This is a genomic window from Kitasatospora sp. NPDC089797, assembly GCF_040684795.1.
Classification (GTDB): Bacteria; Actinomycetota; Actinomycetes; order Streptomycetales; family Streptomycetaceae; genus Kitasatospora.
Window position 1 is genome coordinate 30,159 of sequence record NZ_JBFBGS010000017.1, and the last position, 13,049, is coordinate 43,207.

Sequence of the window (13,049 nt, forward strand, 5' to 3'; positions counted from 1 at the left end):
GTGACCCTTATGATTTCCAAACCCGACCTGTAAGTCTCCGCTCCAAAACCCACACCGCACGGGGGGGGGGGGGGGGGGCCGCCCCCCCCCCCCCCCCCGGCCCCTCCCCTTTCCGGGGCCGCTCGGCTAGGTTTTCCGACAGAGTGTCGGTAAATTTCAATTTAGGTTAGGCTAACCAAAACTATCGGGGTCAGTCCGACCCGGCAGCATCCGATCCCTGGAGTCCGCATGCCCACGCCCGAGCCCGTCCCCTTCTCCACCGTGCTCCGTACCGCCAGCAGCGAGGAACACGAGGCCGCCGAGCACTCCTCGTTCATGAGCCGCCTGCTCGGCGGGCAGCTCGGGATCGACGCGTACGCCGACCTCACCGGCCAGCTCTGGTACGTCTACCGGGCACTGGAGGAGCGGGCCGAGCAGCTCGCGGAGCACCCGCTGGCGGGCCCCTTCATCGACCGCGCACTGCTGCGCACCGCCGCCATCGAGCGCGACCTCGCGCACCTGCGCGGGCCCGACTGGCGGGACGGCCTGTCCCCGCTGCCCGCCACCGCCGCGTACGTGGCGCGGATCGAGGAACTGGCCGCCGAGTGGCCGGCCGGCTACCTCGCCCACCACTACACCCGCTACCTGGGCGATCTGTCGGGCGGCCAGATCATCCGGGGCCTCGCCGAGAAGGCCTGGGGCTTCGAGCGCAAGGGCGACGGCGTGCGGTTCTACGTCTTCGAGGAGGTCACCAACCCGGCGGCCTTCAAGCGCGACTACCGCACCAAGCTGGACGCGGCCGGCGAGGCGATGGACGAGGTCGAGCGGCGCCGGGTGGTCGAGGAGTGCAAGCGGGCCTTCACGCTCAACGGCGCGATCTTCCACGACCTGGACGGACGCTACCCGCTGAGCGCCTGAGCCCCTTTGCCCCCGTGCACCCCGAATGCCGCGGGCCGTCCGCCTCCTCCGGGAGCGGGCGGCCCGCGGCGTGATGTCACGTTCCCGGGCGCCGTCCTGTCCACCTGTCGGGTGCGGTCGTCGGTCCGCGCCGCCACCGGCCAGGAGAGGGGAACGACGATGGAGACCTTGACCGTGCGTCGCGTCATCGCAGCACCGATCGCGGAGGTGTTCGACTGGTGCGCCACGACCACCAACTACACCCGCTCCCCGCTCGTCCTCAGGGCCCGTCTGGTCCGGCCCGGCGCGGGGGCGCCCTACGGCGTGGGGGCGATCCGGCAGCACACCTGGGCCATCGGGTGGTTCCGTGAGCGGATCACCACCTACCACCCGCCGTACGACTTCGACTACACCGTCGAACGCAGCTTCCCGCCCGCCCGGCACGAACTCGGCCGGATGACCTTCGCCGAGGTCCCCGGGGGCACCGAAGTGGTGTGGACCACCACCTTCGAGGTCCGCCTCCCCTTCGGCGCCGCCCTCACCCGGGCCCTCGCGGAACCCGTCATCGCCGGCACCTTCCGCAGGATCCTCGACGCCGCCGACACGGCCCTCACCGGCGGGCCGACCACCGGGCCGACCACCGAACGGTGACCGGGTCCGCCCCCGTTGCCGGCAACGGGGGCGGACCGAGGCCCGGGGCCGTCCCCCGACCGGGGCCGTCAGACCCCGATCAGGGAGTACGTCCCCGAGCCGTCCTGCCTGCCGGTGGAGTACTGCCGGAGGAACTCCCCGTCCGCGTACCGGTCGTGGCCCATCATCGAACCGGTGTACTTGTCCTGCACGCCGATCTTCGGGCTGCCCGGCACGTCACGGTAGACGTAGAACCGCTGGAGGTCGTCCTCCGCGCAGGGAACGGTCTTCAGGACCGCCCGCTCGGTGGCCGCGTCCGGCGAGGCGATGGTCGCGCAGCCGCCGTTGCTCCAGTTCCACAGGGACGCCTCCAGGACGCCGTTGCGCTCCGTCACGTTGCACAGGCGCCAGTTGTCCAGGTGCGCGCTGAAGATCGACGAGGGCCGCAGCCGGACACCGTCGGCCGCCAGCAGCGGCGCGCCCCAGGACAGGGGCGTGCCGGGCACCGCGATCTTGTACGCGCCCGCCTCGCAGGTGAGGGCGGCCGACGCGCTGCGCCCGGCGGCCCGGGGCTGCCCGGCGGCCGTGCCGTCGGCGGGGGCCGGGGCCTGCGCGGGACGATCCCCCTGCTGCTCCGCCGTCGGCGCCACCGCGCCCGCCGGGTGCCCGGCCTCCGCCCCGGGCGAGCCGCAGTCGAGGAGGGTCTGGGCCTTGGCCATGATGCTGCCCGCCGGCACCTTGTCCTGGCAGCGCACCGCGCCCTCCTCCAGGGTGGTGTACGTGGTGAAGCTGCCGTTGCCCGGCCCCTCGATCCACTTCAACGCCCAGCTCCCGTCGCCCTGTTGGACGCGGTTGCAGTTGAGGCTGCCGTACGTGCCGGTGACCTTCTTGGTGCCCTTGTAGACCCCGTAGTAGCCGGGCTGGCTGAAGTTCCACGTGAACGAGTTCGACTCGCTGCTGGTGGAGGAGTAGGTGACCTGGACGCTCAGCCCCAGGGACGCGGCGACCTTGCCGAGGGTCTCGGCGGAGAAGTCGCCCTGCACGTTGCCGGTGAGGCCCACGGAGACCGTGATGGTGGTCTGGGTGGTCGTGGTGACGTTCTGGGTGCCGGTGGCGCCCTCGGTGACGTACCACCCCTTGAAGTGGGTGATCGTCGGGGACACTTCGGTGCCCTTGATGTACGGGTGGCGGGTGCCGAGGTCGGCCGCCGTGCAGGAGTCGCCGAGCTGGGGCGCCGTCGCGGCGGCGGGTGCGGCGACAGCCGGTGCGGCGGCCAGGCCCGCTGCGGTGACCGCCACGGCGGCCACCGCGGCGGTCACCGTCATGAGCGGGGTGCCGACACGGCTGACGGGTCGTAGGGAACGCATCGTTCTTCACTTCCCCCTGTTTTTGTAAGTGTTCGGTCAAGAACGAATATAGCGATACTCCTGGACCGTCGGAGTGGAAACGGCCACGAACCATCGCGGAGGGGTCCGCTCCCCCCTGCCCACGAACCGTCACCGCACCCGCCCGGCCCGCTCCTAGCCGTTGGCGACGGTGACTCGGGAGACGGTCCCGAGCACCTCGTTGTCCTCCCCGTCCACCAGCGAGGCGTGGACGCCCACCGGGTCTCCCACGGAATAGCCGTTCCCGTTCAGGCTCGCGACCGGAACGACGGTCCGCACGGTCGCTCCCGTGCAGACCGGGGTGAAGCGGCTGCTGCCGAGGGCGCCGGAGCGCTGGTCCTCGGCGACCACGGTCGCGGACCTGACGAAGCCCGCCGCGTCACAGGAGTACTCCACGGTGACGCTCACCGTCGTCGAGGCACCGCCGGGCACGGTCGCCCCGTCGACCTGTATCCCGGTGCCGGCGTGCGCCGGGGCGGCGCCGAGCAGCAGCCCCACCGCCAGTGCGGGGGTGCCGATCCAGGTCACGGTCCTGCTGTTCATGAGGGCCCCATCCGTTCGTCGGGTGACCGGTCAGCGGAGACCGGCCGTCGGTGACCGGTCGTCACTCATCGGTCATGCTACGAACGACCGTCCACCCCGAACAGGACCAACCCTGGAAGGTTGCGCCAGAGTTCACCCCGGCCCACGAACGGCTCACGCCCGGTCGACGGCCTGCTGCCTGGTCCGCCAGCTCGCCTTCTTCGCCTGGTTGCCGCAGGTGCCCATCGAGCACCAACGGCGGTTGCCGGGCCGGGAGGTGTCCAGGAACCAGGCGGCACAGTTCGCCCCCGCGCAGGCCCGCAGCCGGTCGAGCGCCGGGGAGGTGGCCAGATCGAGGGCATCCCGGGCCACCAGCGCCAGGACGGCCTCCACCGGCGCCGCGGCGGTGTGACCGAGCCGCCCGTCCGCCCCGAGGACGGGGACCGGAGTGGGGCGGGCGGCGGCCCGGTTGAGCCGGGCGCGGTCGGCCGCGGCCACGGCCGCCGGGCTCGTGCCCGCCCGGGCCGCGTCGAGCAGCGCGTGCACCGCCTCGCGCAGTTGCCGGGCCTCCGCCAGCAGCGGTTCCCCCGGCAGTGGGACGGCCGGATCCACCGGGCAGGGCCCGAGTTGGGCCACCCAGGCGGCCAGCGCCTCCGGGGTGTCGAGTTCTTCGACGGCGTCAACCTGTCCGCGCAGTCGCAGGGTTCGCATGAAGTCGAGGCTCAACCGGCCCGCGCCGCTGCGGAAGCGGGGGGTGTCGGGCCCGGTGGCAGCATCCATGGACCGACCCTACTGCGGAACCGGTTTTACTGGTACTTTCGGCGAACCGGTTAAACAGGTTCCCAGCTCCGCCCTTCCTCAACTCCCGCTCCCCGACGACGAGGTGCACACCCATGCCCGGTGCCCCCACCAGCGCCCCCACGCCCACCCTCGACCGCCGCCTGACCCTCTTACTCGCCCTCGCCTGCGGCGTCGCGGTCGCCAACATCTACTTCCCCCAGGCCGTCAGCCCGCTGATCGCCGACAGCCTGAGGATCACCCCGGCGTCCGCCGCCCTCGCCGTCACCTGCGCCCAACTCGGCTACGCGGCAGGGATATTCCTGCTCGTCCCGCTCGGCGACCGGCTGCGCCACCGGCCGCTGGCCTGCACCCTGCTGCTGGTCACCGCCGGCGGCCTGGTCCTGGCCGGCACGGCCACCGGCCTCCCGGTGCTCGCCACCGCCAGCGCCCTGGTCGGCGCGGCCACCGTGGTCCCGCAGATCCTCATCCCGATGGCCGCCGGCCTGGCCGCCCCGGAGCGCCGCGGCGCCGTCACCGGCACCCTGCTCTCCGGCCTGATCGGCGGCATCCTGCTGGCCCGCACCTTCTCCGGCACCCTGGGCCAGTGGTACGGCTGGCGCGCGCCCTACCTGGCCGCCGCCGTCCTGGCCGTCCTGCTCGCGGCCGCGCTGGCCCTCCTGCTGCCGCGCACCAACCCGAGCACCGACCAGCGCTACCCGGCACTCCTCACCGCCTCGCTGCACTACCTGCGCACCGAGCCGCTGCTGCGCCGCTCCTGCCAGTACCAGGCCCTGGTCTTCGCCGCCTTCAGCGCCGCCTGGACGGCCCTCGCCCTCCACGTGACCGGGCCGCACTTCCACCTCGGCACACCCGCCGTCGGCCTGATCGCCCTGGTCGGCGCCGGCAGCATGTTCGCCACCCCGGCCGCCGGCCGCCGCGCCGACCGCGACGGCCCGGACGCCGTCACCCTGCGCTCCCTGCTCGGCGCTCTCGCCGCCGCGGCCCTGCTGCTCACCGGCGACCTCCCCGGCACCCCCGGCCTCGTCGGCCTGGCCGCCGGCATGCTGCTGCTCGACGTGGCGACCCAGTCCGGCCAGGTCGCCAACCAGGCCCGGATCTTCGCCCTCCGCCCGGAGGCCCGGGCCCGGCTCAACACCGCCTACATGACCTGCGCCTTCCTCGTCGGCAGCGCCGGCTCCTGGCTGGGCGTGCGCGCCTACACCGCCCTCGGCTGGAACGGCGTCTGCGCCCTGGTCGCCGCCCTGGGCGCCCTGGCCCTGCTCCGCCACCTGCTCCGCCCGCACCCGGACGCCACCCCGCCTGCCCCGCCCGCCCCGGTACCCGCCGACCGCACCACGACCCCCGCCGCCCGGGCACGTTGAACCGGGGTTCGGGCACTCACCGTTGACAGCCATGCAGGGAGTCCGACCGAACGAGACCACGGAGCAGCCCATGACCGTCAACCCGAACCGCCGCGACGTCCTGCGGTGGAGCACCGCCGTCGGCGGCGGGGCACTGACCGCCGCGCTCGGCATCACCGCGGCCACGCCGGCCTCCGCGGCCTCGTGGAACAGCGCGAGTTGGATGTCCGGGCTGCCCAACGGCCTCTCCCTGACCCAGTTGACCATCCCGGGCACCCACGACTCGTGCTGCACCGATCCGTCGAACGGGACCGAGTGGTCGCACACCCAGAACTGGGGCGTCCCGGAGCAACTCCAGCGCGGCATCCGCTTCCTGGACATCCGCTGCCAGCGGTTCCCGCTGAGCGACCGCGAGACCAAGAACTGGCTCGGCGTCTTCCACGACCGCTTCTACCAGGGCAGCACCCTGGCCACGGTGCTGGACCAGTGCCGGGCCTTCCTCAAGCAGTCGCCGCGCGAGGCGCTGGTCATGCGGATCAGGAACGAGAACGCGGGCAGCAACCCGATCAACTCGGTGGAGTTCCTGCGCCGCATGCAGTACCACCTGGACGGTTTCGGCTACCGCAACCTGTTCTGGACGGCGCCCCGGTGGCCCAGCCTCGGGGAGGCCCGCGGCAGGATCGTGCTGCTCGCGGACTTCGACACCAGCTCCGACTCCACGTGGGACGTGATGCACTGGGGCAACTCCGGGCTGATGGACACCCAGGACCAGTACGAGGGCGTCGGCACCGACGGCAAGGCCGACGCCGTCGTCAAGCAGTTCAACCAGGCGTTCTACAACCAGAACTCGTCGAAGATGTACATCAACTTCACGAGCTACGCGGGCGGGAAGTGGCCCAAGCTGAACGCGGCCGCGATCATGCCGCCGGTCTTCGACTACCTGAACGCCCGCGCGAACCAGGCCTGCCACTTCGGAATCGTTCCGATGGACTTCCCCGACTTCCACACCAACGTGCTGGACCTGCTGGTCGCCAAGAACTTCATCGGGCGCTGACCCCGGGCCGCCGGGCCCGACCGCCAGGGTGTCGACCGGCCCCGGCGGGCAACTGCTGCCCGCCGGGGCCGGGTTGGTGTGCCGTGCCGAGGATCAGGCCTGGGCGGCACCGCGACGGTTGCGGACCAGAACGGTCGCGCTGCCGCCGACCAGCACCAGGCCGGCCGCGGTCGCCAGCAACGGGCCGACCGGGGTGTCCGCGCCGGTGGCGGCGAGCGAACCGGTGTCCGTACCGCTCAGGCCGGTGGTGGTCAGCGAGGGGCCGCCGGCCGACCCGCTGCCGGTGCCGGTTCCGGTACCCGAACCCTGGCCGCCCGCGGCCTGGTTGGAGCCGCCGGCCGTGCCGGAGGTGCCGGTGGTCGGCAGCTTGGCGTCCTTGGTGAAGGCCAGGGTGGCGCTGACCGGGTCCAGGGCCGTGCCCGCCGGGTAGTTGGAGAACACCGGGACGCCCTCGGCGGTGAGCGTGGCCGGCACGCCGGTGAGGGTGACCACGCCGTCGACCGGCTTCAGGGCGGAGGCGGGGACGTCCAGCTTGGCGATCCGCGCGCCGCTCAGCGCGGTCGACTTGCCGTCCGGGGACTTGCCGTTGACGTCCGCGGTGAGGAAGGCGCCGTCCTTGTCGATCGCCAGCCCCAGCTTGGAGAGCGTGGTGTCGAGCGCCCAGCCGTCCTTGCCCGGGTGGCCGAGGAAGCGGACCGAGCCGGCGAAGCCCGCGCTCAGCGAGTGGTCGGCGGTGTTGTACGCACCGGTGCCCCCGCCGAAGCGGTAGTCGGCCGCGCCGCCGCCGAACTCGACCTTGCCCGCCGCCATCGGGGATTCGAGGTACTTGCGGAAGCTCTCCTTGACCGTCCAGTTCAGGGTGCCGTCCAGGACGGGGAGCCGGTCGGGGGCGCCGGTCGGGGTGACGCCGGAGGTGGGCGTGCCGGTCGCGGTCGGCGAGCCCGTGGCGGTGGCCGTGGCGGTCGCCGACGGGGAGGCGGAGGTCGAGGGCGTGCCGGTCGGCTGGGCCGTCGGCGAGTTCGAGGCGGACGGGGTCGCCGACGGGGTCACGGTCGGCGACGGGGTGCCGGTGGGCGTGGGCGAGGGCGTCGCCGGGCTCTGCTTGAGCAGCAGCGACAGCGGGTCCATGTCCGTCCCGGCCTGGTAGAAGCCCGCGAAGGCCTTCGCGCCCTGCTCGGTGAGCTTGGCGGCGGTCGGCACGCCGCCGGTGGTGTCCCGCGCGACCGTGAAGGTCACCAGCGGCACGTCGTCCCGGCGGGTGATCTCGGTGGCGCCCATCGACTCCTTGGAGGCGGTGTCGGCGGTGAGCGTGCCGCTGGTGCCCGAGGTGCTGATCCTCAGGTCGCTGAGCGCGACGTCCAGCGCGCCGTGGTGGGCGGTGAAGTGCACTCCGCCGGTGAAGGAGGAGCTGAGCGCGTGGGTGGTGAGGTCGTACGTGGCGCTCGCCAGGCCGAAGTGGAAGGTGCCGTCGGCGTTGCGGGTCGCACCGCCGGTCAGCTCGACCGCGCCGCCCTGGGAGGCCGGGCCCTCGATGTAGTTCCGGAAGCTGGCCTTCACACCCCAGTCGAGCGCGCCGGTGTCGTAGCCGACGCTGCTCGGGGCGCCGCCGGCGAAGGCCAGGGCGGGGGCGCCGAGGGCGGTCAGGCCGAGGCCGGCGGTGGCGGCGGCGAGGGCGGCGAGCCGGGTGCGGTTGCGGGACATGCTGGTGCTCCGTTCGGAGGATGGGGGGACAGCGGGGAGGGGACGGTGGGCAGGGGTCAGACGGTCCGGTCGGGGTCCGGGGCGGCGGCCGCCCAGCGGCGCCGCACCAGCAGCCCGCCGGTCGCGGCGAGCGCGGCCGCCAGCACCGCGCCGCCGGCCACGGCGCCCACCGGGAAGCCGCCCGAGGAGGAGCCGGTCGCGGCGGCCACCGGCGAGGCGACCGGGGTGGCCACCGGGGTGGCCGGAGCGCTGCCGAGGTCCGGCAGCGGGGGCAGTGCGGCGCCCGGGTCGAGGGCGACGGCGAAGCTCAGCGGGTCCATCTCGGTGCCGGCCGGGTAGAGGCCGCCGAAGGCCTTGGCACCGCCCTCGGCGAGCGTGAGCGGCAGTTCGACGGCCTTCAGCAGACCGGCCTCCGGCTTGATCCCGGCCGGGTCGAAGGTGGCCAGTTCGACACCGGTCAGCTGCTGGGTGCTGCCGTCCGGAGTCCGCCCGGAGACGTCGGCGAGCAGTCGCCCCCGGCCGTCGGCCACGGTGACGCCCGGGTTCGCCAGGGTGAGGTCCAGCCCGTAACTCTCGCCGCTGCGCAGCCCGGTGAAGCGGACGGTACCGGTGAAGGCGGCGGTGAGGTTGCCGGTCGCCGGATCGTAGCCGCCCTTGGCGGGGGTCCAGCGGAAGAACGCACCGCCGTCGGCCGCGCCGCCGCCGAGCTCCCAGCGGCCCTGGGCGATCGTACCGGTGACGTAGTCGCGGAAGGTGCGGCGCACGCCCCAGTCGAGGGCGCCGTTGCCGAACTCGGTCTTCGCGGACGCCGCGGCGGTGGGTCCGGCCGCGGGCGACGAGGCCGCCGGGCCTTCCGGGATCGCCGAGGCCGAAGGGGCCACCGAAGCGGACGGGGCCGACGGGGACACCGGAGCGGACGGAGCCGCCGACGCCGCCTGCCCGGCGGGCAGGTTGACCGACAGACTGAGCGGGTCGAGGGCCGTTCCGGCCTGGTAGAAGTTGCCGAAGGCCTTGGCCCCGGTGTCGGTGAGGGTGGCCGGGACGTTGCCGAGGTTCAGCGTGCCCGCCGCGCCGCGCAGGTCGACGCCGGCCAGCGAGAGGTCGGCCAGCTTGGCCTGGGAGGCGGTGCTGACCTGTCCGGTCTCCTTGGACTTGCTGCTGACGTCGGCGTACAGCCCGGCCGAGCCGCCGGGCGCGGCCCGGAAGGTGAGCCGGCCGAGGCTCAGGTCGAGCGCGTTGGAACCGTTCTCCTGGTGCCCGGTGAAGCGGACGCCGCCGGAGAAGGCCGCGGTCAGCGCACCGGTCGCGGGGTCGTACGTGCCGTTCGCGGAGTGGAACCGGAAGGTGCTGCCGCCGACCGTGGCCGCGCCGCCGGTGAGTGCCCAACTGCCCTTGGCGATGGGGCCGGTGACGTACGTCAGGAAGGACTGTTTGATCCCCCAGTCCAGCCGTCCGCCGGAGACCTTCCCCTCGGCGGCCACCGCCTGCCCCGGCGACAGGACCACCACCGACAGTGCGGCGAGAACGGCCACCAGGGCGGCGGCCAGGCGGCGGAGCCGACTGGGCAGGGACACGCGGATCACTCCTCGAAGGGTCACGGGAACACGGCAAGGGCAGGGTCCGGCGGATGCCGACCCCCTTGCGAGACTCAGGTAAGGCTAACCTAATATATGAGTCAAGACCTCCACCGCCGCCTCCCCCACCAGGCCGGAAGCGGTGACAACTCCCGGCGAAGGGCACCACGTTGAGCAGCAGTACGATCCGACCCCAGGTGGCCCGCGGGCCGGCCCTCCTGCTGCTCCTGCTCGGCCTCCTGCTCACCCTCAGCGCCTGCGGCCCCACCGCCGGGACGGCGACGGCCGGCGGCACCCGCTCCCCCGACGCGGTCGAGCCGCTGCCCGTCCAGCCCGTCCCACAGCTCCCGGCCACCGCCACCTCGGCCGACGGCCGCCAGGTCACCGTCACCAGCGCCGAGCGGATCATCCCGCTCAACGGCAGCCTCGCCGAACTGGTCTTCAGCCTCGGCCTCGGCCCCAAGGTGGTCGCCCGGGACGTCTCCACCACGTTCCAGCAGGCCGCCGCCCTGCCGGTGATCACCCAGGCCCACGACGTCTCCGCCGAGGGCGTGCTGTCGCTGCACCCGACCGTCGTCCTCGCCGACCGCTCCACCGGCCCGGCCGAGGCGGTCAACCAGATCCGCGCGGCCGGCGTCCCGCTGCTCGTCCTGGACGACGCCAAGAAGCTCGCCGACGTCGGCCCGCGGATCGACGCCGTCGCCGCCGCGCTCGGGGTCCCCGACGCCGGACGGCAGCTGAAGGAGCGCACCGAGCAGCAGCTGAGCGCGGCCCGGGCCGCCGTCCCGGCCACCGGCCGCCGCCCCAAGGTCGCCTTCCTCTACCTGCGCGGCAGCGCCTCCGTCTACCTGCTCGGCGGCCCCGCCTCCGGCGCCGGCTCGCTGATCGAGGCGGTCGGCGGCGAGGACGCCGGCACCGCCGCCGGGCTCACCGGCGACTTCACCCCGCTCACCAGCGAGGCGCTGGTGAAGGCCGCGCCCGACGCGATCCTGGTGATGAGCAAGGGGCTCGAGTCGGTCGGCGGCGTCGACGGTCTGCTCAAGCTCCCCGGCGTCGCGCAGACCCCGGCCGGGCTGGACCGCCGGGTCGTCTCGATCGAGGACGGCCAGCTGCTCAGCTACGGCCCGCGCACCCCCCAGGTGCTCCGGGAGATCACCGCCCAGCTCCACCCGGCGGGTGCCAAGTGACCACCGCGACACGGGAGAAGAGCACCGGGCAGACCCCCGAGGAGAGCCGGCGGAGAACCCTCTCCGGCCCGTCCCGGACCACCCTGATCACCGCCGGTCTCGCCGTCGCCCTCGTGCTGTGCGCCCTGCTCGCGGCCGGCACCGGCGCCTACCGCATCCCGCTGGGCGACATCCTCGGCTCCGCCGCCCACCGCCTCGGCCTCGGCGGGCACGCGCTGGACCGGGTCCCCGAGTCGGTGCTGTGGAACGTCCGACTGCCCCGGGTGGTGCTCGCCCTGCTGGTCGGCGGTTCGCTCGGCTGCGCCGGGGCGCTGATGCAGGGCGTGTTCGGCAACCCGCTCGCCGAGCCCGCCGTCATCGGCGTGTCCTCCGGCGGCGCGGTCGGCGCGGTGGCGTGCATCGTGCTCGGCCTGGACGCCCTCGGCAGCTGGACGGTCACCGTGTTCGCCTTCGCCAGCGGACTGGCGACGGTCTTCGCGGTGTACCTGATGGCCCGGGCCGGCGGTCGCACCGAGGTGGTCACGCTGATCCTCACCGGCGTCGCCGTGAACGCCTTCTGCGGCGCGCTGATCGGTCTCTTCCTGTTCACCGCCGACTCCGCGGCGATCAGCCAGGTCACCTTCTGGCAGCTCGGCTCGCTCTCCCAGGCGACCTGGGGCAAGGTCCTCGCCGTCCTGCCCTTCGCCGTCGTCGGACTCGCCGTCGCCCCGCTGTACGCCCGCAAGCTGGACCTGCTCGCCCTCGGTGAACGCCCGGCCCGCCACCTCGGGGTGGACGTCGAGCGGATGCGGATCACCCTGATCACCGTGGTCGCGCTGCTCACCGCCGCGGCGGTCGCGGTCAGCGGCATCATCGGCTTCGTCGGCCTGGTCGTCCCCCATCTGCTGCGGATGCTGGCCGGGCCCGGGCACCGCTTCCTGCTGCCCGCCTCGGCCCTGGGCGGGGCGCTGGTCCTGGTGGCCGCCGACCTGGCCGCCCGTACCCTCGCCGAACCGGCCGAACTGCCGCTCGGCGTACTCACCGCACTGATCGGCAGCCCGTTCTTCTTCTGGCTGCTGCGCCGGACCAGGACCAAGCAGGGAGGCTGGGCATGAGACTGCACCGCATCCGGGCCGTGCCCGAACGACCGCTCCCCGGCGCCGAGTTGCTGACCGCCGAGGCGGTGCGGCTGACCGTCGGCGGCCGGACGCTGCTGGCCGGCGCCACGGTCCGGGTCGCGGCCGGCGAGGTGGTCGCCCTGCTCGGGCCGAACGGCGCGGGCAAGTCCACCCTGCTGTCCGTCCTCGCCGGGGACGTCACCCCGCACGGCGGTGCGGTCACCCTGCGCGGCCGCCCGCTGTCCGACTACGGCGCGGCCGAACTCGCCCTGCACCGCGCACTGTTGCCGCAGTCCGCCGAACTGTCCTTCCCGTTCCCGGCCGACGAGGTGGTCCGGATGGGCCGCGCGCCCTGGGCCGGCACCGCGGCCGCCGCCGAGGACGAGGGCGTGGTCGCCGAGGCGATGGCCCTCACCGAGTCCACCGCCTTCGCCGGGCGCCCGTTCACTGCCCTGTCCGGTGGTGAACGGGCCCGGGTCGCCCTCGCCCGGGTGCTCGCCCAGCGCGCCCCGCTGCTGCTCCTCGACGAGCCCACCGCGGCCCTCGACCTGCGCCACCAGGAGCTGGTGCTGCGGGTCGCCCGGGAGCGCGCCGCCGCCGGGGACGGCGTGGTCGTGGTGCTCCACGACCTCTCCCTGGCGGCCGCCTACGCGGACCGGATCGTCCTGCTGGCCGGCGGGACGACCGTCGCCGACGGGCCGGTGGCCGAGGTGCTGCGCGCACCACTGCTCAGCGAGGTGTACGCGCACCCCGTCGAGGTGCTGGCCCATCCGCGCACGGGGGTGCCGCTGGTGCTGCCGGAACGGACCTGAACCGCTGTCGGTGCGCACCCGTGGGGGGGGACGGAGCCGGTGGGCAGCGCGGTGGTCGCGGCCCTGTCGG

General features: G+C 73.9%; 12 protein-coding genes. 7 read left to right on the plus strand and 5 right to left on the minus strand.

Annotated elements, in window-relative coordinates; genetic code table 11:
• The first annotated feature begins 228 nt into the window (after positions 1-228).
• A complete protein-coding gene (locus AB0O91_RS15555) occupies positions 229-897 on the plus strand; it encodes a biliverdin-producing heme oxygenase (protein WP_363432480.1) in 669 nt (222 codons plus the stop codon).
• 159 nt (positions 898-1,056) lie between these two features.
• Entirely contained in the window at positions 1,057-1,527 is a 471-nt protein-coding gene (locus tag AB0O91_RS15560) for an SRPBCC family protein (RefSeq protein ID WP_363432483.1), read from the plus strand.
• 68 nt (positions 1,528-1,595) lie between these two features.
• Here AB0O91_RS15560 and AB0O91_RS15565 read toward each other — a convergent pair whose 3' ends face one another.
• The 3 genes from AB0O91_RS15565 to AB0O91_RS15575 all read right to left on the minus strand — a co-directional run bounded on the left by AB0O91_RS15565 (position 1,596) and on the right by AB0O91_RS15575 (position 4,193).
• On the minus strand, positions 1,596-2,873 hold the full coding sequence (locus AB0O91_RS15565) for a hypothetical protein (RefSeq protein ID WP_363432486.1): 1,278 nt from the start codon (positions 2,871-2,873) through the stop codon (positions 1,596-1,598).
• Positions 2,874-3,026: 153 nt separating this feature from the next.
• Positions 3,027-3,434 carry a hypothetical protein gene (locus AB0O91_RS15570; RefSeq protein WP_363432488.1) on the minus strand — a complete coding sequence of 136 codons (408 nt, stop codon included), beginning with the start codon at positions 3,432-3,434 and terminating at the stop codon, positions 3,027-3,029.
• 153 nt (positions 3,435-3,587) lie between these two features.
• The gene (locus AB0O91_RS15575; RefSeq protein WP_363432491.1) at positions 3,588-4,193 is read right to left on the minus strand and encodes an ABATE domain-containing protein; all 606 of its coding nucleotides are present in this window, start codon (positions 4,191-4,193) and stop codon (positions 3,588-3,590) included.
• 113 nt (positions 4,194-4,306) lie between these two features.
• Between AB0O91_RS15575 and AB0O91_RS15580 the strand changes: the two genes are divergently transcribed.
• Positions 4,307-5,575, plus strand: coding sequence for an MFS transporter (locus AB0O91_RS15580; RefSeq protein ID WP_363432493.1), 1,269 nt, complete (start codon positions 4,307-4,309; stop codon positions 5,573-5,575).
• 70 nt (positions 5,576-5,645) lie between these two features.
• Positions 5,646-6,608: a phosphatidylinositol-specific phospholipase C gene (locus AB0O91_RS15585; RefSeq protein WP_363432496.1), complete on the plus strand. Its 963-nt coding sequence runs from the start codon at positions 5,646-5,648 to the stop codon at positions 6,606-6,608.
• Between the two features lie 93 nt (positions 6,609-6,701).
• On the opposite strand, the gene AB0O91_RS15590 is transcribed toward AB0O91_RS15585, so the two are convergent.
• Both AB0O91_RS15590 and AB0O91_RS15595 read right to left on the minus strand, forming a co-directional pair.
• A complete protein-coding gene (locus AB0O91_RS15590; protein ID WP_363432499.1) occupies positions 6,702-8,309 on the minus strand; it encodes an HtaA domain-containing protein in 1,608 nt (535 codons plus the stop codon).
• Between the two features lie 56 nt (positions 8,310-8,365).
• Positions 8,366-9,883, minus strand: coding sequence for an HtaA domain-containing protein (locus tag AB0O91_RS15595; protein ID WP_363432501.1), 1,518 nt, complete (start codon positions 9,881-9,883; stop codon positions 8,366-8,368).
• 218 nt (positions 9,884-10,101) lie between these two features.
• On the opposite strand from AB0O91_RS15595, the gene AB0O91_RS15600 reads away from it, so the two are divergent.
• From AB0O91_RS15600 to AB0O91_RS15610, 3 genes are read left to right on the plus strand one after another with little or no spacing between them, the layout of a single operon-like run.
• Entirely contained in the window at positions 10,102-11,070 is a 969-nt protein-coding gene (locus AB0O91_RS15600) for an ABC transporter substrate-binding protein (protein ID WP_363432764.1), read from the plus strand.
• Positions 11,067-12,164 carry an iron ABC transporter permease gene (locus tag AB0O91_RS15605; RefSeq protein ID WP_363432503.1) on the plus strand — a complete coding sequence of 366 codons (1,098 nt, stop codon included), beginning with the start codon at positions 11,067-11,069 and terminating at the stop codon, positions 12,162-12,164. The genes AB0O91_RS15600 and AB0O91_RS15605 overlap by 4 nt, the downstream gene beginning before the upstream one ends.
• A complete protein-coding gene (locus AB0O91_RS15610; protein ID WP_363432505.1) occupies positions 12,161-12,979 on the plus strand; it encodes a heme ABC transporter ATP-binding protein in 819 nt (272 codons plus the stop codon). Before AB0O91_RS15605 ends, AB0O91_RS15610 begins: the two co-directional genes overlap by 4 nt.
• The last annotated feature ends 70 nt before the right edge of the window (positions 12,980-13,049 follow it).